Genomic DNA, 19895 nt, shown 5'->3' on the forward strand with positions numbered 1-19895 from the left:
CTCACGGGAGTAGTTTTACCTCGTGAAACCGACTTTCTTATAGGAAATATCTGTCCCATATCGTCCGATTCTTCCGTCGGCGAGAATCCGGAGTCCGAGTGAATTTCAGAATAGGTTGACTGGCTGGGGCGGTCGCGGATGAGCTTCTGACGCCGGGAAAAATCAAAAATTGCACGTAATACAGCAAGAGAGATTCAAGATCTGGGCAGACTCATCCTGAATAAAAAGTTTCCGACATGATGGTGTGGTGTACGCCACTTAAATTATGGCCATCGTGTTTCGTGCGGAGAAAAAATTCGAAATAAATAATTCAAACAGTGACATCCGCGCGAGAGGCGGAGTGCAGTCAGCAGTTGTCTCTAGGCCAGGTTGAAAAGAGAAATCTGACCCGCTTTGCAATTACGTATCACACGGAGGGAACAATGACTCAATGAAAAACGGATTTGTACAGGAAGACGAGCGAGCAATGCGAGCCGCCTTGGCCGCCGCGTCAAGGGGGCCACGCGGGGCCAATCCGCTGGTAGGGGCGTCTCTCGTCGGCGGCGACGGAGCCGTGATTGAGGTCGATCATCACAGGGGAAGCGGAACTGCTCATGCCGAAGCGTCTCTCCTTGCTCGAGCCCACGAATCCGGCCTGAATATGCGGGGGGCGCATCTGTTTGTGACCTTGGAGCCGTGCAACCATACGGGAAAGACCGGACCGTGCTCCGATGCAATCCTCAACTCGGGAATTCGCTCCGTGACTTACGCAGAATCGGATACGACGTCGAATGCTGCAGGTGGCGGAGCAGCTCTTGAGGCAGCCGGAATTCGGGTTCGCGGAGGATGTCTCGCCCAAGAGGCCCATGAGCTCAATGCTCGATGGTGGAACGCGGTTGAAGAGGGTCGTCCATTCGTCACCGCGAAAATCGCCAGCACCATAGATGGTTGTGTTGCCGCGGCGGATGGCACGAGCAAATGGATCACGGGGGAGGCGGCCAGGGCGCACGGTCATCAGTTGCGTCAGCGGGTCGATGCCATTGTGATCGGAACCGGAACGGCGCTGGCCGATGATCCGCAGCTGACCGCCCGACTTCCCGACCACTCGCTCGCTGAGCGTCAGCCCCTTCGGGTGGTCCTGGGTCAGACTCCGATTCCGGATACCTCCATACTCGGCAAACAGCCGGGGACACTTCAGCTGAAGACGCGGTCGCCAACCCAAGCATTGGAGACCTTGGCAGAACGGGGAATCCGCCACGTTTTGCTCGAGGGAGGCCCCAAAGTCATTTCATCATTTATTTCCGAGGGAATTGTCGATGAAATTTATTGGTATTCCGCCCCGAAATTGGCAGGACAAGGCATTTCGGCCACGGGCGGGATCATGGTGAACACGCTGGAAGATGCAATTCCGCTGTTCATTGACGCGGCGGGCTCCGAACTGGATGGAACAAACCAGGGAATCGGATTGCTCGGCGAAGATATTGTCACACACTATAAATTCTGATTATTAGATCATCATTATGGAGGTTGTATTGTTTACTGGAATAGTCGAATCCAAAGGTGTCGTAGAGAGTTTTGATCGTCGGGACCGATCTGCTCGCTTGTCGGTTCGAGCGGGACGTTTCGCCGGTGAAATTCCCGAAGGAGGATCGCTCGCCGTCAATGGAGTTTGCCTGACGGCCACGAAAGGCGGTAGTGGAGACGATGTGTTCACGGCCGACGTTGTCGGGGAGACTTTGGTGCGCAGCAATTTGGGCGAATTGAAACCAGGGGAACAGGTGAATCTCGAACGTTGCGTACCTTTAGTAGGGCGGTTCGATGGGCATATCGTTCAGGGACATGTTGATGGCATCGGTCGTATCGAGGACATGACTCGGCATAACGATGAATGGATCACGATTCGAGTATCTTTCCCGGAAAATCTGGCACCCCAGGTAGCCGAGAAAGGTTCCATCGCCGTCGATGGTGTTTCCCTGACCGTCACCAATACCAGCGACCCCAGTGTCGAAACCCACTGGTTCGAGGTTGGGGCCATCCCCACCACGCTTGCAGTAACGACGTTGGGGGATGCTCAGATCGGAGACAGCGTCAACCTCGAGACCGACCCGGTAGCCAAGTACCTCGCGCGGTCCCGTGAATTCGGCAGGATAGGCCATCTGTCGCCGCAAACGGTTTCGGCCAATGGTGACAAAGTCAACGACGCCGCAGGTCAAGCATCAGAACTTGATTCGGTAGAGGACGCAATCCAGGCCATTGCCCGTGGTGGTCTTGCAGTGGTCGTCGACGACGAGGACCGCGAAAACGAGGGTGACCTGATTGGCGCCGCCGCTTTGGCCACGCCCGAAACGCTGGGATTCATGATCCGATACTCCTCAGGCGTGGTGTGTGCTCCCATGAGCGCTGAGCGTGCGGACGAGCTCGGTCTGCCTCCCATGGTCGAACACAATGAGGACCCGAAGGCAACTGCCTACACCGTCACTTGCGATTCGGCGCACGGCGTGACTACCGGTATCAGCGGTCACGACAGAGCAAAGACGCTCAACGTTCTCGCGGTGCCGTCACCTGAGGCGGATTCGCTGACACGGCCCGGCCATGTCCTTCCTTTGCGAGCGGTGGCTGGCGGAGTCCGAAAGCGACCAGGCCACACGGAAGCCGCGGTAGAGCTGTCCAAGTGGGCGGGGGTCGAGGCAGTCGGCTACATCGCCGAAGTCAATCATGACGATGGGACGATGATGAGATTCAATGCCCTCCGCGAATTCGCGAACAGGCATAGCCTCCCAATGATCTCCATAGATGACCTGATCCAATGGGTTGAGGCCAAGGAGGACAAGACGGAGTTGGGCTCCGAGGGTGTGCGAGCGCGATGAACAGACTGTCGATCCAGAACAATGACCTCGTCGAATCGACGGAAGCGGTAATCATACCCACCCCCTTCGGGTTGTTTTCCGTGCGAGGCTGGCTATTCCCCAACGATCATGAGTTACTGAGCTTCACCGCAGTCCGCGAAGACGGCCAACCCGTTGATGTGAGTAATCCATTCCCCCTAGTCAGGCTGCATTCTGAATGCGCAACGGGTGACATCTTCGGATCGTACAGATGCGACTGCGGCCCACAGCTGCACGAGGGTCTTGAGCGTATCTCCGAGTGCGGGGGAACCGCTGTGTATCTGCGAGGGCACGAGGGCAGGGGAATCGGTCTTGTCAACAAATTGAAGGCATATCGTTTGCAGGACCAAGGACTGGATACCGTCGACGCGAATGTTGCCCTGGGCTTCGAGCCGGATGAACGTGACTACGAAGAAGCTGCCGTGGTTCTCAGCAAACTCGGAATCGGCCAACTGCGTCTTATGACCAACAACCCCGCAAAGGTTGAGGCCTTGACGAGTTTCGGGTTCCACGTGAAGTGCATGGTTCCGGACGAAGTGGCCCCGCGCCCAGAGAACTCTGCGTACATGATGACCAAAAAAATACGCATGAATCACAAATTGAATCTGAATGAGGAGCCAGCTGAGGCGGCGCATCGTAGCAAGGAATGAACCTGGTTGCCGGCCCAGTAATCAAGATAGCAACAATACCCTAAGGAATATTATGAGCAGTATTGGAACTGCAACAACTGATGTAACCCAGCTCGATGTCAGCGGCTTGAAGATCGCCGTGGTGGCTGCGTCCTGGCACGAGCAGGTAATGGACGGGCTTCTTGGTGGTGCCAAGCGAGCCCTGGAACAGGTTGGTCTTCTGGACACCTCGACAGTGGTTCGAGTTGCGGGAGCATTCGAATTGCCGGTTGTATCCCAATCCCTTGCACGGACTCACGATGGGGTTGTTGCCCTCGGTGTCGTTATTCGAGGGGGAACCCCCCACTTCGACTACGTGTGTTCGGCGGCTTGTGACGGATTGGGCCGCATTGCGTTGGATACTGGAAAGTCCATTGGATTCGGCGTTTTGACGTGTGATGACGAACAGCAGGCACTGGATAGGGCCGGGCTCGCGGAATCGCAAGAAGACAAGGGGTATGACGTAGCGGCTGCCACACTGCAGACGGCCGTGACCCTCCGCGAACTGAGCCAACACGGGTAATCAGTTTTCCTCGTATATTCAAACGGAACTGGGGGAATCGAGATGGCAGAAAGTGTAGTCGCTCGATTGGCCCGAAGATTTAGATCCTGAGACTGGGCCGGGCGCCTGGGGCGTCCGGCCCAGTCTCGCCGAGGGTGGTTATGCACTGATGACAACCAAAGCCAAGCACCCAACGGAGGGGGTCGGCCCCGATTCCGCGTGGCGTGTGCACGGAGCAATGTATCTTCTCCTCACGGCGTTCCTGGGACGTTTGCCCCAAGCCATGGGGGCCTTGGCCCTGGTGAGGTTCGTCAGGGACGGTGGTGGTTCTTACAATCTCGCGGGCGTCGTTACTGCCGTTTTCATTCTCGGCGGAGCCGTGGGACAGCCGTACTGGGGACGCCTTGTTGACCGGCATGGCGCGCGCATCGTGGTTTCGATAACGTCCCTTTGCGGTGGCCTAGGGTTGTGTCTCGTTACTTTCCTGGGGCCTGCGCATCCGGTCCTCGTCACTGTGGCGGCCACCGTGGCGGGGGTGGCAACCCCACCTCTGGAGTCCTGTCTCCGTTCAACCTGGACCGCAATCATGCGTCCAGGAAAACAGCTCAATTCCGCTTTCAGTCTCGACGTCGCAGCCCAGCAGTTCCTCTTCGTCCTGGGCCCGATACTCAACGTCGTGTCCTTGGCGGTGCTTGGATCGTCGGGAAACGTATTGCTCATGGCTTTCTTGACTGTGGCCGGTTCCATAGCCTTTGCTCTTTTCCCAGTGATGCGGAAACCTCTGGATCGGCTCGATCAGGAGGTTCACAAGAAGCCACTGGCCTACTCGGCTTTGAGACGGATCGTTGCGGTCCAGTTTCTTATCGGGGTTCCTGTCGGCGCATTACCTGTGATCGTAAATACCTTTGGTGAATTGCGCCATGAGAGTGCAGTCTCCGGGGTGCTGTTGGGGATAAACGGTTTGGGTGGATTTGCTGGCAGTCTGTGGATCGGTCGATGGAAGTTCAAATGGCCGATCGTCACCACTCTCAGGTGGACCGTCTTCGGATTCGGATGCGCTTTTATTTTGCTGTTTTCGCCGCAATTGCCGCTGGTATCCTATGCGGCCATCTTGTTCTTGGCCGGTATCGGCTTTCCCATGGCATTGGCGCAGATCTTCCATCTGACGGAAAGGTCAGTGCCGCGGAAGGTCCTCAACGAGGCCAACGCATGGGCTGTGAGCGGTGTCGGTTCCGGCATCGCCGCCGGAACCTGGGGATGCGGTCTCGCCCTGGATGCTATGGGGCCTGTTGTCGGCACCAGCATCGCTGTTATTACCTGTGCATGTGTGGCGTGGTCCTCGCTGGTCATCATGCCTCGCCATTCGACACGGAATGGCCGCTTTTGAAGTATGTGGAAACGGCCCGCCGGGTTGGCGGGCCGTTCCAAGGATCGGGGTGAGGATCTGAAGGCCGGTATTCCTGGGCTACTTCTCCAATTCGATCGTGACCCGGATGCTCTTCATTAAGGGCTGTTCGGACTGCGTGCTGTAGTCCTCGATTCCGATCAGGACGTTCATCTCAGGCATGTAACCGGCAGCGCTGCCCTGAGGGATGTCCTTCGCGAAGGCCCGGTACTTGTTCAGTCGGCGCATGATGCCCAGCTTCGAGGTGGACGTGATGGACACGAAATCCCCCTCCTGGATCCCGCGGGCGCGCATGTCGTCGGGATTCATGAACACCAGGGTGCGGATGTTCTTGATCCCCCGGTAACGATCATTGTTGGAATAGATCGTGGTGTTCCACTGGTCATGGGAGCGCATCGTTTGCAAAACCAGTTTCCCTTCGCCCGGATCCACCTGCGGTAATTCGGCGGTCGAGAAATTCGCCTTGCCGCTCGTGGTCTTGGAGAAATCCAGTTCGCGTGCCGCCTGGTAGATACGGAATCCCGCGGGCTGGCGCACACGTTCGTTGAAATTCTCGAACCCGGGCAGAACCTCGGTCATCATGTCGCGGATCTCGTCGTAATTGTCCACGTACTTCTCGAACGGCGTTGTCGACTCGGGCAAGGTCGCGCGGGCCATGCCGCCCAGAATCGCCATCTCGGAGAGCAGATGCGGAGACGCGGGCTTCTTCATGCCGAAGGAGGCATGGACCATCGACATCGCATCCTCGGCCGAGACGCACTGTTCACCCGAGGCCTGGACATCCTTCTCGGAGCGGCCCAGACACGGGAGGATCAACGACTTTTTGCCGTGGACAATGTGGCTTCGGTTCAGTTTCGTGCTGACCTGCACATTCAGATCCAGCTTCCGCATCGCGGTCTCGGTGTACTCCGGATCTGGAACCGCGCGAACGAAGTTACCGCCCAGCGAGACGAATACCTTGACCGATCCCTCATGCATGGCCTCGATCGAGCTGACCGTGTCCAGGCCGTGCTCGGTCGGCGCATCCAGGTTGAAAGCACGGTTGAGTTTCTCGATGAACTCTTTGCTCGGGCGATGGTCGATGCCGCATGTCCGGTTTCCCTGGACGTTCGAGTGCCCGCGCACGGGGGAAGGGCCGACGCCGTTCTTACCCAGGTTGCCCCGCAGCATCAGCAGGTTGACGATCTCGCGGACAGTGTCCACCCCGTGCTCGTGCTGGGAAACACCGAGGCACCAGGAGATCAGCGTCTTGTCCGACTCGCGGTACAGGTTCGCGAGCTGCATGATCTGGCCCTTGGAAACACCCGACTGCTCTTCGATCTCCTCCCAGGAGGTCTGCTCGACGAGTCTGCGGTACGCCTCGAAATCGTGGGTGTACTTCTCGAGGAATGCTTGATCGATGGCTTCCGGGTCGTTGGCGGTGAACTCGATCAGGCGCTTGCCGATGCCGCGCATCAGTGCCATATCGCCCCCGGGTCGGACCTGGAGGTTGAGGGAAGAGGTTCGGGTGACCTTGGCCATCATCATCTGATCGATCTCGTGCGGCACGATCGTCCCATTGGTCGCGCCCTCGATGATCGGATTGATGTGAACGATCTTGGTGCCCTTGCGCTCGGCCTGGGCCAGTGCCGTGAGCATGCGCGGCGCATTGGAGCCAGCATTCACACCCATCACGAACAGGAGATCCGCCTCGAGCCAGTCGTTCAGGTCGGCGGTCCCCTTGCCCGTGCCCAGCGAGGCCGTCAGTGCACGCCCGGACGCCTCGTGACACATGTTCGAGCAATCGGGCAGATTGTTCGTACCGAACTCCCGCGCCCAGAGCTGGTACATGAACGTTGCCTCATTGCTTAGCCGGCCTGAGGTGTAGAACGTGGCTTCGTGCGGGCTGTCCAGGCCGCGGAGGGTGTCTCCGACCATCGCGAAGGCGTTCTCCCACGTGATCGGAATGTAATGATCGGATTCGGCATCGTAGGACATCGGCTCGGTCAAACGCCCGACCTTCTCCAGGTCATGGTCGGTCCAGGACTCGAGTTCGGTCACAGAGTGCTGGGCAAAGAATTCGCGGGTCGTCCGCTTCGGCGTCATCTCCCACGTGACGTGTTTGATGCCGTTTTCGCAGATATCCATCGAGACATTCGGATCGTCCGGCCATGCGCACCCTGGGCAATCGAAACCGCCGTCGGTTTGGTTCATGGTGAACACCGAACGGGCGCCGAGGACCGGTTCACGTTCCTTGGCCAAGACCTCGGTCACGGACAGTGCGGCGCCGTAACCGGCGGCGGGGTGGTGATAATCCTTCTGAGAAAACGGACGGCGAGTGCGTGGGCCATAACCGCCCTGTCCCTGTCCGCCCTCCACGTTCCACTCGGTGACGAGCTGACCTGCAAGGCCCTGGAGATACGAATTATTGAGAGGCCCTTTGTTCTTGCCGGGGGCGCTGGCGGTTTCGTCGGACTGTCCTTTGATGTGCGGATGGACGGTCATGGTTTCTCCTCGCCCGGTGTATGGTTCGAATGCCCGACCGGTCCGGGAACGATCAGGGGCAAGTCTGGTGCCAGGATACCCCCGTCGCGAGATACCTTGCCAAGCGAAATTTTTCTCGGTTCCCGCGACGTGGGCTTCGCCGGTGACACGGTTGACCCTTGAAAAGGTCAACAGCGCCGACGTCCCGAGCCCGCTGACACGGGCCACCCCAGCGCCGGGGTCCGGCGAATGCACTCATGCGGAAATGCCTCGGAAACTCCCATATTTGCCTTCGCCCCGGCGGTTCTGGGTGCCAGATCCCGCCCTTGAAATCTTGGCCCACAGCTGTCAGTGCGGTGACCCCGATCACTAGACTGAGAGCGTACCGACCCCGAACGGAAGAAGAGATCATGCGTGCCGCCCGTTATTACCAGAACCACGACATCCGCATTGACGACATCGAACCGCCGGTCGCCGGAGCCGGGGATGTTCTCATCAACGTCGCATGGTGCGGGATCTGCGGAACCGACCTCCACGAGTACTTGGACGGGCCGATCTTCGTTCCGCCCAAGGGCCAGCCCCACCCGATTTCTGGTGAAGAGGCGCCCATCACGCTGGGGCACGAGATGAGCGGTACCGTCGCCGCGCTAGGCGAAGGCGTTGACGACCTCAAAGTCGGGCAGAAGGTCGTCGTTGAGCCCTACCTGATCCGTGAGGAAGATTGGGAAGATCATCATTACCAACTCAGTCCGGACATGAACTTTATCGGCTTGGGCGGTGGAGGCGGCGGCCTCGGAGAACAAATCGCCGTCAACCGTCACTGGGTACACCCCATCGCCGACTCGGTGAACCTCGACGAAGCGGCCCTGATCGAGCCCCTTTCCGTCGCTCACCACGGTTTTGTACGATCCGGAGCAAAGAAAGGGGACACCGCCGTCATCGGTGGTGCCGGTCCCATTGGAGTACTCACTGCGGCGGTGGCCAAGGCGGAAGGACTGACTGTTGTCATCTCCGAACTCTCGGAACTGCGTCGTCAGAAAGCCTTGGACGCGGGGGTAGCCGACTATGCCTTCGATCCTCGGCAAGTCGACGTGGCCGACGAGATCCGCGGACTCACTGGGGGAAAAGGCGCGGACGTCGGCTTCGAGTGCAGCTCGGTCGACGTCGTGCTGGACATGCTTCTGGACGCCGTTCGTCCGGCAGGGGTCATCGTCAACGTTTCCATCTGGGGGCATGAGCCAAAGGTCGCTCTGCACAAACTGGTGATGAAGGAGATCGACCTCCGGGGCACCATAGGGTATTCCTACGACCACCCCGCAACCATCAGGCTCGTTGAAGAAGGTCTAGTGGATCTTCGCCCGTTCATCACCGGCAAGATCGGTCTCGATGACCTGATCGACAAAGGCTTCGATACGCTGATCAACCACAATGAGACCGCCGTGAAGATTCTGGTGTCCCCGACTGGCCAAGGGCTCGAGAGCTAAAGTGTGATCTCCAGAAGGTCCTCGTGGACGGTGGAGTCCCCGGTGAGTTCCGGGTGGAAAGAAATGCCCAGAATATTTCCTTGACGCACCGCAACCACCTGGTCCTCGTGTCTGGCCAGCGTCCGGACCCCTTCGCCCAGAGCCGTGACGATCGGCGCTCGGATGAAGGCGGCCCGGACGGATCGCGAGGCGGATCCCATCCAATCGAGCGTGGCCTCCGTTGAAGCGACCTGCGAGCCGAAAGCGTTCCGGGAGACGCCGACGTCGAGCACCGATAATGACTGCTGCCCGGGGGCTGGGTCGTCGATGTGAGACGACAACATGATGAGGCCCGCGCAGGTGCCCAGTACAGGCAATCCGCCGCGAATCGTCTCGATCAGAGGCTCGCGGAGTCCGAAAATCCTGGTCAGACGGTCAATGGTTGAAGACTCTCCGCCGGGAAGCACCAAAGCATCAAGCCGCTTCAGCTCTTCCGGGCGCCGGACCAACACGGTTTGGGCCCCGAGCTGGCCGAGCATGCGGACATGCTCGGCCACCCCACCCTGAAGCGCGAGGACCCCAACAGTAGGGTTGCTCATGGACTTCCTACCAGCCGCGTTCGGCCAGGCGGTGTGGGGCTGCAAGATCACCCACGTTGATCCCGACCATGGCTTCGCCGAGTCCGCGTGAGGCTTCGGCGACCGCATGGGCGTCTTCGTAGAAGGCCGTTGCCTTGACGATTGCGGCCGCACGCTGTGCTGGGTTGCCGGACTTGAAGATTCCGGATCCGACGAACACCCCGTCGGCACCGAGCTGCATCATCATCGCGGCATCCGCCGGTGTTGCGACGCCGCCGGCGGTGAACAGGACTACCGGCAGCTTCCCGGTCCGTGCGACTTCCGCAACGATGTCGTACGGTGCCGCAAGTTCCTTGGCCTTGACGTACAGAGAATCGGGCGCGGAAGCGTAGGCGGCCTGGAGGTCGGCGATCTGCGACTTGATGGTCCGGATGTGCTTGGTTGCTTCGGAGACGTCCCCGGTTCCGGCCTCACCCTTGGAGCGAATCATTGCGGCACCTTCGGCAATGCGACGGAGGGCCTCACCCAGGTTGGTTGCACCGCACACGAACGGGACGGTGAACTTCTGCTTGTCGATGTGGTTCACGTAGTCGGCGGGGGAAAGGACCTCGGACTCGTCGATGTAGTCGACCTTGAGCGCCTCGAGGATCTGGGCCTCGACGAAATGGCCGATGCGAGCCTTGGCCATGACCGGGATGGACACGGTCTCAATGATCTGCTCGATCAGATCCGGGTCGGACATACGGGCGACTCCACCCTGAGCCCGAATATCGGCGGGCACTCGTTCCAGAGCCATGACGGCAACCGCGCCCGCATCCTCCGCGATGCGGGCTTGTTCCGGGGTGACGACGTCCATGATGACGCCGCCCTTCAACATGTCGGCCAGACCCCGCTTCACGAGGGGCGAGCCGGTCTGGGCAGAGTTTTCAGTAGCTGATTCAGTCATGAGACCATCATCTCCGACCCCCTGGTACAGAGTAAGGGCCAGAATCGTGGAAAAATTTTGGTCCAGTGGGGACCCTGTGCGTCGAAATGGAAATGTGGAGCGGACGCGGGATGAATCAACGCCCGACACCGCCACCTCGGCGCGGAAACGAGTGCATGGGGCTGCGATGGCAACCGGAAAGCAAAGAGGTGAATGGCATGGCGCGGTACAGGGCTGACGTGGAGCTTCCCTTGAGGATTGACCGTTCTGCCGGGTCGATACCAGGGCAGATCGTCGAGCAGATTCGCGCTATGGTGACCCACGGGCGCCTTCTGCCAGGCGACCGGCTTCCCTCGACACGCGCGCTCGCCGACAGAGCCGGCGTTTCCCGAGGGTCGGTTACCACTGCCTATGACCAGCTGTCCGTCGAGGGGTACGTGGTAGCCGATCGGGGTAATACACGCATTACTCCGGAGCTTCCCGGAGTAATGCGGTCCAGTTTCACGGGAAACGGGGCTAAGACCTCGCGCGGGGGAGGGCGCACTGACCTCGAGACGCGCCGTCCCCGGGGTGGGGCGGCACCCACCAAGGATCGGCATCCGACTTCGATCAAATGCCCGTTCGATCTTCGCCCGGGTACCCCGGACACCTCGACACTGGCCAATACGACGTGGCGTGCGGCGTGGCGTGCGGCCGCGGCCGAACCGTCCCTGGGTTACGCGCCCCAGGGGTCCCCGGCATTGCGGGACCAACTCAGCGAATATCTGCGCCTCATGCGTTCCGTGGTGCGAGGGCCCGAGGATCTGATGGTCACGGCAGGTGCCCGCGATGGGCTCCGCGTTTTGCTCACGACGCTCTACGAGAGGAAAGCTCGCACGCTGATCGTTGCGGTCGAGGACCCAGGATATCCATCCCTTCACCGCGTTCCCCGCGCTCTCGGTCACCGGATCGTGCCCGTGCCCCTCGATGAGCAAGGACTCAACCCCGCAGGCTTCCCTGCCGGGGGCGACCGTCCCGACGTCGTGCTGGTGACTCCGTCCCACCAATACCCCATGGGCGCTACCATGCCGGTGGCGCGGCGTCTCGAACTCATCCGCTGGGCCAGAGAGAACCAGGCAATCATCGTGGAGGACGACTACGACTCGGAACTTCGTTATGTCGGCGAGCCCTTGCCTGCATTGGCCGCGCTGGACGAACCGGGCCCGGGGGCCGAGCAATCCGTCGCGACCCTCGGATCATTCGCCAAGGTTCTGACCCCGGGCCTGGGCCTGGGCTATCTCCTTATGCCTCACCATCTTGCGGAAGACCTGGTCAGTCTCAAGAACGACGCCGGGCCGCCGATTTCCGGGATCCTCCAGGACGCCATGACCCGATTCATGGCCGAGGGCGGCCTGCAACGGCACACCGCTCGCATGCGCCGAAGTTATCGTCGCCGACGGGACCTGATGGCCTCCGTCTTCGACGTGACAGAAGCCCTCGGTAAGGCTCAGGTTTTGCCGATGGACGGGGGGCTGCACGCCGTACTGCAATTGTCCTCCTCGGAAGCGGAATCGAGGGTTGTTGAAGAGGCCCGGCGCCGGGGCGTCGCCGTTTCCGGACTGGGCACGTATTGGAGCGGCGGTCGGGGGCGAGCAGGCGTGGTCGTAGGTTTTGGGGGACTCAGCGAACACAGATTCGAAAGGGGCCTGGTGCTGCTCCGAGAGGCCCTCGAAAACAGTGTTTAGGGGACTGTCCATTTCCCGTGGCCGCGGTGGACGGTTAAGCTGAAATCCCGCCACAAACGTCGCTCGTGCGTGGTCGCGAAACCCAACTTGCGAAAGGCCAACCGCCGAATGTCCGCTCCGGAAACCCGCCAGACCGTTCGTGAGCTTCGTGCTCTGTTCGGACCGGTGCTCACACGCGCGCTCATCTACCTCGTGTACGGCCTGATCACGGTCTTTTGGCAAGAGCCGACGCTGATGATCGTGCGATGGATCTTGGGCCTCTACCTGATAGCTCAGGGCATCGCACTGATCTACATGCAGCGCAGCCTCAACGAACACGTCTACGGCCAGCGCGGACCCAGCAGCTCGGTCATCCAGTCCTACGCGATTCTGTACTTGTTGGGCGGCGTTCTCACGGTCGCCTTCGCGGAATCCCTCCCGATCCTGGTTCTGATCGCCGGGTTGATTCTTTCGATCTGCGGTGTGACCGAATTGCTTCAAGGCATGCGAACCTCCGCGACCTCGGCCATGTCCAAGGACTGGAAGATCGCCGGATTGGTGACATTCCTAACGGGTGCCGCACTTTTCCTCATCGGGGAGATCGGTCCCAAAGCGGCCTTCGGCGTGACGGGCGGGGGAGCCATCATCGTCGGAATCTTCATGGTCCTTGCCGCTTTGACGTTCCGGCACGACGCCGCCGCCTTGGAACAGCAGAACAGCGGCGACTAGTCCGCGGGCTTCCGAAACCCTGGTGCCCAGACCGCGCGAGAAGATTTCGGGACGTAGACTAGAGAAGCATCGCGAAGACACCAGGAGGAACACACGTGGCACAGCGCCCTAAGCGCGGAATCAAGGCCGATATCAAGGGACCGCTCATCATCGCGGCGGTCCTGGCCGTCGTCGCATTCGTGTGCATCCTGATTTTCGCCACGGGCGGGACGAACAACACACCCGAATTCCGACTCGCATTGTCCGTGGCTGGTTGCGTATTCGTCGGAACGCTCGTTGTGTGTGCGACCTTGATCATCGTTGAGAAGCCGAATGACGAGGAGCTCGGGCAGGGCACCGGTATCAATAAGCGTTCGGCGGACCTTTACGCCCAAGCCAGAGCGCGTAAAGACGCCCGTGAGCGGGAAGCTCGTGAGCGGGAAGCCCGGGAAAAGGGAAACGCGACGCCGAACGACTCCGAGTCGAGCGGTTCAGAACAGGGTCCAGACTACGGTCAGCGCGCCCACCCGGAAGAGCACAACTAGGGAACCTTCTTACCCCGGGTTTTTCACTGACGTGACCGGACGGCGTCGAACGATCCTGTAGGCGCCGAGGACGATCGCGAAGCTGAGGACAGACAGCACGAGCTGCCAGCGCGTGGCCGGATAAACGGCCATGAAGACGAGGACCCCTACGATCCACGCCATCGTGAGATAGCTCAGCCACGGAAACCCCCACATCCGGAAGTCCGGTGTGATTCCTTGAGCAGCCAGCCGGCGTCGCACTGATACTTCCGCGAGGACCAGCAGGAAGTAATAGATCAGACACACCGCACCCGATGAATTGATGAGGAACAGGAAGACTTGTTCCGGGAAAAAGTAGTTGGCAATCACCGATAAGTAGCTGACGATCGTCGCGGCGAAGATTGCTCGTGCAGGAACCTTGCGGGAATTCAGTCTGACGAGGAACTTCGGGGCGTCTGCGTGTTTGGATAGCGAGAAAAGCACGCGCGAGGTCAAGTACAGGCAAGAGTTCAGGGAACTGAGAACCGCGGTGAGAACCACAACCTCCATAATGACGTCTGCATACGGGATGCCGACGGCGTTCAGCGTCAGTGCGAAGGGGCTGCGCACCTCGGAGCCGGACATCGGCGTGTTCCACGGAACCACGCAGATGATGGCCGCGATAGACAAGAGATAAAAGAACAAAATCCTGTACATGACTTGGCGCGTTGCCCGGGCGGCATACTTCGCCGGGTCTTTGGACTCGGCTGCGGCAATGGTGGCGATCTCTGCGCCTGCGAAGGAAAACAGCACCGTCACGGATCCCACAACGACGGCGCCCGAGCCTAGGGGGAAGAAACCACCGTGTTCGGTCAGATGAGTGGTTCCGGGGGACTGTCCGAAGAGGCCAAGCAGAAAGAGGCCGCTGACGACGAGGAAAAAAACGATCGCGACGATCTTGATCGAAGCCAACCAGAATTCCGTCTCCGCATAGACCCGAACCGAGATGAGGTTCAGGAGAGTCATTGCGACGATCAGACCGAGGCAGACTGCCCAATTCGGCACGGACGGGAAGAACCCGCTGATGATTCCGGCCCCCGCGACCGCTTCGACCGCGGCGACGATGACCCAGAAGTACCAGTACATCCACCCGACCGAAAACCCTGCCCATCGGCCCAGCCCGAGCCGCGGGTAGTTTTCGATACTGCGGGCTTCCGGCAGCATCACGGCCATTTCGCCGACGGCACGCATGATCAGGGTGACCAGGACCCCGGAGACGATATAGCTGATCAGTGCCGCGGGCCCGACCGTATTGAGCACCGCCCCCGAACTGACGAAAAGTCCGGCCCCGATCACGCCGCCGAGCGCAATCATGGTCACGTGCCGGTTGGTCAGCGAATTGCGCAGTTGTGGGGCGGAATTCCGGTTCATTGGGCGGGACCCGCCAAATTTCTGGTAGTCACCCAGCAGATTATGCCCTGATCGGGACCGAAGACGAAGCTGATTCGGGGCATGCGGATTGGACCGGAGACGATGATTCTCAGGACACAATTTTCCTTCAATCCAGGATTCATTTCTGTTTTCATGCGAATTTCGATTTGTGAGTGGGACTTTGCGTGGACATTTCATGGAGTGCACTCTTCGCGCAGGTCGGTAATGTCGCATTCGACCATGTCCGTCCCACAGAGGTCTGTTGCGGCGCCGGAGGTGGGGCGAGGTAGAGCTCGATCTACCCCGTGCAGCATAGGCAGGCATGGTTCCGCGTGAGCCAGCACTGATATCAAACAAAACCCCTACTTCGAGTTTTGTTCAGCTGATAATTTTTCGATTATGAATCCTGGAATAAAGATCGACTCGGCCCCTGTTCGTGCGGCGTCGCAATCCTCCGCATCCGGTCGCATTCCGGAGCTGGATGTTCTGCGCGGGTTGGCACTGGCGGGAATCATTCTCGTCAATGCCCCTCAGATTCTGCATCTGGGTGCTCTTCCGAACGAAACGAGCCACTGGCTCAATGATTTTGTACAGCAACGGTTCTTCCCTATTTTTTCGCTTCTATTCGGTACCGGATTCGGCCTGATGTGGGCGGGTGCTCGGGAAAAAACCGATTCACCGCGCTGGGCCATGGCCCGGAGGTTCCTCATGCTCGCCGTGCTCGGCGTGATACACCAGGTCCTCCAGCCTGGTGAGGCGCTTCTGCCTTACGCCGTGGCCGGGCTTGTCTTCCTGTTGCCGTCTACTTTCGTACCCGAGAAGGCACGCACCTGGGTGTGCCTTGTGCTCGGTACGGCGTTGACGGCTGTGGGCGTCACTGTCTTCAGCGGCGGTCCCGTGGTGATCCCGGGCCTGTTCCTCCTAGGATTCTCCTTAGGCGGTTCCTCCTGGGTACGGAAAATGACCGCTTATCCGAAACTGACCTGGGGGATTACCCTGATACTGGTGATCGCCGACGCCTGCGGCTACCTGATGACCTCACAGCAGGCACGATTCCTCGACAGCAATTTCGCCGCACAATTCGGACTTCTGGGGGCACTGACATACTGCTTCGTGGTCCTGGCGATCATGACCACACCTGTCCGTGGCTTCATGATCGCGACGTTCTCACCCCTCGGAAAGATGGCCCTGACCAATTACATCGGCGCGACAGTGATCGTTTTGGCGGCACGATTCCTCGTGCCTGGTCTCTTCGAATCCGAAGACCCTGCCTCGTGGGTGTGGTGCCTGGCCGGTTGCGGCGCAGTACTGATCGTCCAATGGCTGTATTCGACGGCCTGGCTACGTGCGTTCGCCCAGGGACCGCTGGAACGCTTGTGGCGTCTGGTCACATGGTGGGGAAACGGTTCTTCACGATCCGTGCCGCGGAGTACTTGATCAAATCGCGCAATCTCGTCGAGCCGGGTCACGGTCTTCGGAAACCGGGCGGAGCGCTCACCTGAATGCACTCGCGAGAACCCAGAACAGGCTGGACCTCCAAGACCATCTGAAAAATCGCTCACGGGCGACGAAAACGTCGCGAAGACCCCTTCGGGTTCTTGCCTGCACAAGACGCTGTTCTCCGAAGCCTTATCGAACCGAAACGGGCTGCAAGAAGCGAGTAGGAGGTGAGTGCCGCCCCCACGGCCAATGGAATTACCGTCCGAACCGGCGCAATCGCAGCGCGTTCAGGATTACAAAGACCGACGAGAACGCCATCGCGGCACCGGCGATCATGGGGTTGAGAAGGCCGAGGGCGGCCACGGGTATGGCGACGACGTTGTAGCCGAAGGCCCAGAAAAGGCTCGACGTGATGACCCGGAGCGTGGCTTGTGAAAGGCGAATGGCCTGTGGCACCGAACCGACCTCGTCGCGCACCAGGGTGATGTCCGAGGCTTCGAGAGCGACATCGGTGCCCGCACCCATGGCAATGCCGAGGTCGGCGCGCGCAAGAGCGGCCGCGTCGTTGACCCCGTCCCCGACCATTGCGACGACGTGCCCCTCGTTTTGCAGACGTTCGACCTGATCCACCTTGCCGCTCGGGCTGACACCCGCGATCACATCGGACGTGGCGATGCCGACGTCCGCCGCTACGGCCCGGGCCACGGGGGCGGCGTCGCCCGTGAGCAGAATCGGGTGCAGCCCCATGTCCTTGAGCTCCGCGATGGAGTCCGCGGCGTCGACCTTCGGCTTGTCGCGGAGGGCCAGCAATCCGACAACGGCGCCGTCCACGGCGAGAATGACCGAAGTGGCGCCGTCTTCCTGGAATTCGGTCATGGCGTCGAGATCGCTGGAGGGGACCTCGACGCCAACGTCCCGCAGCCAAGAAGGCTGCCCGATCGCGACGTCGTGTGCAGTGCCATCGAGCTCAACCTGCCCACGAACCCCGCCACCGGGGGAACTCAGGAAATTTGAGACGCGCGGCAGGTCCCCAAATTCCTCGCGGGCGGCATCTGCAATCGCGCGGGCTATGGGATGCTCGGAAGCGTTCTCCAGGCCGCCCGCGACCGCCAGAACCTCATGTTCGTCAAGGTTCATGGAAGAAGAGTTCAGGACTCGGGTCGACTCGAGCGTGAGTTCGCCGTTCGTTACGGTGCCCGTTTTGTCGAGCAGAACCGTGTCCACGCGGCGTGTGTCCTCGAGGACCTGGGCGGACTTGATCAGAATGCCGAGCTGGGCGCCACGGCCTGTCCCGGTCAGGAGAGCGGTCGGAGTCGCGAGTCCGAGCGCACAGGGGCACGCGATCACGAGCACCGAGACTCCCGCGACGAATGCCGGGGCCAATGCTCCACCGATGACCCACCAGAGAATGAATGTGAGAGCCGCAAGCGCCAAGACGATGGGCACGAAGACCGCCGAAATTCGGTCGGCCAGCCGGGCCACGGGAGCCTTGGAGGATTGGGCGTCGGCGACGAGCCGCCCCATCTGCGCCAAAGTGGTGCCCTCGCCGACACGGGCGGCCCGGACAATGAGCCGACCTCCCTGGTTGAGGGTCGCACCCGTGACGGTGCTTCCCTCGGAGACCTCGACAGGTACGGACTCCCCGGTCAGCATCGACTCGTCGACTGCGGAGTTCCCGCTGATGACCGTTCCGTCCGTGGCTATTTTTTCGCCAGGGCGAACCAGGAATTCGTCGTCCACCTGTAGTTCTTCGACAGGGACGCGGACCGACCGTGAGCCGCCGTCCCGCAGCACCTCGACGTCACGAGCCCCCATGTCCAAGAGTTTGTGCAGGGCTTCGCTCGAGCGGGATTGAGCGCGCGTTTCGATGAATCTGCCGATGAGCAGGAAGAACGTAACTACCGCGGCGGTCTCGAAATAGACCTGGTGCGAAGACATGTCCAGGTGGGCGCCGGGATGGGACCCCGCGGTCATTGCCGGCTCTGCGATAAGGCGTCCGAGGGAATAGAGGTAAGCGATGATCACGCCGAGCGAGACCAGGGTGTCCATGGTCGAGGAACCGTGGCGCGCAGCCCGGGCTGCGGTCACATGAAAAGGCCACGCCGACCAGGTTGCCACCGGTAAGGCGAGGACCGCAGCCACCCAAGCCCAGTGCGGGAACTGAAAAACTGGGACCATGGAAATCGCGAACAGCGGGATGGTAAAAACGGCCGAAACCCAAATTCGCTTCTTCAAGGAGGATTCGGCGGGCATCGCCATGTCATGCCCCGCGTGCTCGCTGTGGTTGTGCGTCCTTTCATGCTCTCCGGAGTGCCCGGTCGTGCTGGAGGAATCACGGGCGCTGGGGGCGATCGACGGCGTATACCCTGCGCTACGAACCGTCTCGAGGAGAGTTTCGTCAGAAACGTCCTCAGGTGCCGTCACCCGCGCCGACTTGAGCGGGAGATTCACACTGGCCTCGACTCCCTCAATTTTTCCCAGTTTGCGTTCGACTCGGCCGACACAGGAAGCACAGGTCATCCCCTCAATGCTGAGGTCCACGACGCGGGTGCCATCCGATGCGGAACCGCCAGTCGACTGCTGAGATGCGGTAGCCATGATTCCTCCTTGGACGAGAAATTGAGGTGTTCAGCTGATGAGGGTGTAGCCGGCTTCTGTGACGGCTGCTCGAATCGCGGATGAATCGAGGTGCCCCTCGTGGGTGATCCGGACAGGGGAGTCCCCACCTGCGTTGAGCGAAACCTGGACGTCGCGGACGTTGCCGATCTCCTGGAGCTCTTCTGTCACGGAGGCGACGCAGTGCTCGCACGTCATGCCCTGGACCGTGATGTCGGTGGTATTCATGAGGTTTTTCCTTTCGTCGAGATGCAGTGTCTAGAGTGAGCCGCCGATGGCTAGCTGCGGATCAGCCGGGATACCGCGGCGGTGGCCTCGGCTATTTTTTCCTGAACGGCCTCGGGGTCGCCGCCGTCGGCGGTTGACTCCACGGCACCCACGACGCAATGGCTGAGGTGTTCGTCCAGAAGTCCGATCGCCACCGCGTGGAGCGCCTTATTGATTGCAGAAATCTGGGTGAGGACATCGATGCAGTACTTGTCCTCCTCGATCATCCGTTGGATGCCACGGACCTGCCCCTCGATGCGTCGCAATCGCTTGAGGTAGGCCTCCTTGTCGTGCGTGTAGCCGTGTGGCGTCCGAGTGGGATCCGCGATGTGGTGGCTCGATGTTTCGCTCATCACTCG

Annotated in this window: 17 protein-coding genes; 10 read left to right on the forward strand and 7 right to left on the reverse strand. The window is 60.3% G+C overall.

Annotated elements, in window-relative coordinates:
- The first annotated feature begins 430 nt into the window (after positions 1 to 430).
- The 5 genes from ribD (at position 431) to EWR20_RS01380 (ending at position 5421) form a co-directional block, all read left to right on the forward strand.
- Positions 431 to 1483, forward strand: a complete 1053-nt coding sequence (gene ribD / locus EWR20_RS01360) for a bifunctional diaminohydroxyphosphoribosylaminopyrimidine deaminase/5-amino-6-(5-phosphoribosylamino)uracil reductase RibD (RefSeq protein ID WP_129358418.1) — start codon at positions 431 to 433, stop codon at positions 1481 to 1483.
- A 16-nt stretch (positions 1484 to 1499) separates the two neighbouring features.
- A complete protein-coding gene (gene ribB, locus EWR20_RS01365) occupies positions 1500 to 2846 on the forward strand; it encodes a 3,4-dihydroxy-2-butanone-4-phosphate synthase (RefSeq protein WP_238147508.1) in 1347 nt (448 codons plus the stop codon).
- A complete protein-coding gene (locus EWR20_RS01370) occupies positions 2843 to 3514 on the forward strand; it encodes a GTP cyclohydrolase II (protein WP_129358419.1) in 672 nt (223 codons plus the stop codon). Before ribB ends, EWR20_RS01370 begins: the two co-directional genes overlap by 4 nt.
- A 52-nt stretch (positions 3515 to 3566) precedes the next feature.
- Positions 3567 to 4055 carry a 6,7-dimethyl-8-ribityllumazine synthase gene (gene ribH / locus EWR20_RS01375; protein WP_129358420.1) on the forward strand — a complete coding sequence of 163 codons (489 nt, stop codon included), beginning with the start codon at positions 3567 to 3569 and terminating at the stop codon, positions 4053 to 4055.
- Between the two features lie 148 nt (positions 4056 to 4203).
- Positions 4204 to 5421 (forward strand): MFS transporter, encoded by a 1218-nt coding sequence (locus tag EWR20_RS01380; RefSeq protein ID WP_129358421.1) that lies wholly within the window; start codon positions 4204 to 4206, stop codon positions 5419 to 5421.
- A 78-nt stretch (positions 5422 to 5499) separates the two neighbouring features.
- Here the strand turns inward: EWR20_RS01380 and EWR20_RS01385 are convergent, their stop codons facing one another.
- Positions 5500 to 7923 carry an FdhF/YdeP family oxidoreductase gene (locus EWR20_RS01385; protein ID WP_129358422.1) on the reverse strand — a complete coding sequence of 808 codons (2424 nt, stop codon included), beginning with the start codon at positions 7921 to 7923 and terminating at the stop codon, positions 5500 to 5502.
- Between the two features lie 389 nt (positions 7924 to 8312).
- Between EWR20_RS01385 and EWR20_RS01390 the strand changes: the two genes are divergently transcribed.
- Entirely contained in the window at positions 8313 to 9386 is a 1074-nt protein-coding gene (locus EWR20_RS01390; protein ID WP_129358423.1) for a 2,3-butanediol dehydrogenase, read from the forward strand.
- Here EWR20_RS01390 and pdxT read toward each other — a convergent pair.
- Positions 9383 to 9964, reverse strand: a complete 582-nt coding sequence (pdxT, locus tag EWR20_RS01395) for a pyridoxal 5'-phosphate synthase glutaminase subunit PdxT (RefSeq protein WP_129358424.1) — start codon at positions 9962 to 9964, stop codon at positions 9383 to 9385. The two genes, EWR20_RS01390 and pdxT, sit on opposite strands and share 4 nt — an antisense overlap.
- Positions 9965 to 9971: 7 nt before the next feature.
- Positions 9972 to 10889: a pyridoxal 5'-phosphate synthase lyase subunit PdxS gene (gene pdxS / locus EWR20_RS01400; RefSeq protein ID WP_129358425.1), complete on the reverse strand. Its 918-nt coding sequence runs from the start codon at positions 10887 to 10889 to the stop codon at positions 9972 to 9974.
- A gap of 197 nt (positions 10890 to 11086) precedes the next feature.
- On the opposite strand from pdxS, the gene pdxR reads away from it, so the two are divergent.
- From pdxR to EWR20_RS01415, 3 genes are all read left to right on the forward strand, one after another.
- Positions 11087 to 12592 (forward strand): MocR-like pyridoxine biosynthesis transcription factor PdxR, encoded by a 1506-nt coding sequence (pdxR, locus tag EWR20_RS01405; protein WP_129358426.1) that lies wholly within the window; start codon positions 11087 to 11089, stop codon positions 12590 to 12592.
- Positions 12593 to 12700: 108 nt separating this feature from the next.
- Positions 12701 to 13300, forward strand: coding sequence for a DUF308 domain-containing protein (locus EWR20_RS01410; protein WP_129358427.1), 600 nt, complete (start codon positions 12701 to 12703; stop codon positions 13298 to 13300).
- A 95-nt stretch (positions 13301 to 13395) separates the two neighbouring features.
- Complete coding sequence (locus tag EWR20_RS01415) at positions 13396 to 13824, forward strand: hypothetical protein (protein WP_129358428.1); 429 nt, start codon at positions 13396 to 13398, stop codon at positions 13822 to 13824.
- Between the two features lie 9 nt (positions 13825 to 13833).
- Here EWR20_RS01415 and EWR20_RS01420 read toward each other — a convergent pair whose 3' ends face one another.
- A complete protein-coding gene (locus EWR20_RS01420) occupies positions 13834 to 15213 on the reverse strand; it encodes an amino acid permease (protein WP_129358429.1) in 1380 nt (459 codons plus the stop codon).
- Between the two features lie 399 nt (positions 15214 to 15612).
- Between EWR20_RS01420 and EWR20_RS01425 the strand changes: the two genes are divergently transcribed.
- Positions 15613 to 16650, forward strand: coding sequence for a DUF418 domain-containing protein (locus EWR20_RS01425; protein WP_129358430.1), 1038 nt, complete (start codon positions 15613 to 15615; stop codon positions 16648 to 16650).
- A gap of 258 nt (positions 16651 to 16908) precedes the next feature.
- On the opposite strand, the gene EWR20_RS01430 is transcribed toward EWR20_RS01425, so the two are convergent.
- The 3 genes from EWR20_RS01430 to EWR20_RS01440 are packed head-to-tail and all read right to left on the reverse strand — an operon-like array spanning position 16909 to position 19889.
- On the reverse strand, positions 16909 to 19251 hold the full coding sequence (locus EWR20_RS01430) for a heavy metal translocating P-type ATPase (protein WP_129358431.1): 2343 nt from the start codon (positions 19249 to 19251) through the stop codon (positions 16909 to 16911).
- A 30-nt stretch (positions 19252 to 19281) separates the two neighbouring features.
- Positions 19282 to 19497, reverse strand: coding sequence for a heavy-metal-associated domain-containing protein (locus tag EWR20_RS01435; RefSeq protein ID WP_129358432.1), 216 nt, complete (start codon positions 19495 to 19497; stop codon positions 19282 to 19284).
- A gap of 50 nt (positions 19498 to 19547) precedes the next feature.
- Positions 19548 to 19889 carry a metal-sensitive transcriptional regulator gene (locus tag EWR20_RS01440; RefSeq protein ID WP_129358433.1) on the reverse strand — a complete coding sequence of 114 codons (342 nt, stop codon included), beginning with the start codon at positions 19887 to 19889 and terminating at the stop codon, positions 19548 to 19550.
- Positions 19890 to 19895 lie beyond the last annotated feature (6 nt).

The organism is Rothia uropygioeca (assembly GCF_004136585.1).
Classification (GTDB): domain Bacteria; phylum Actinomycetota; class Actinomycetes; order Actinomycetales; family Micrococcaceae; genus Rothia.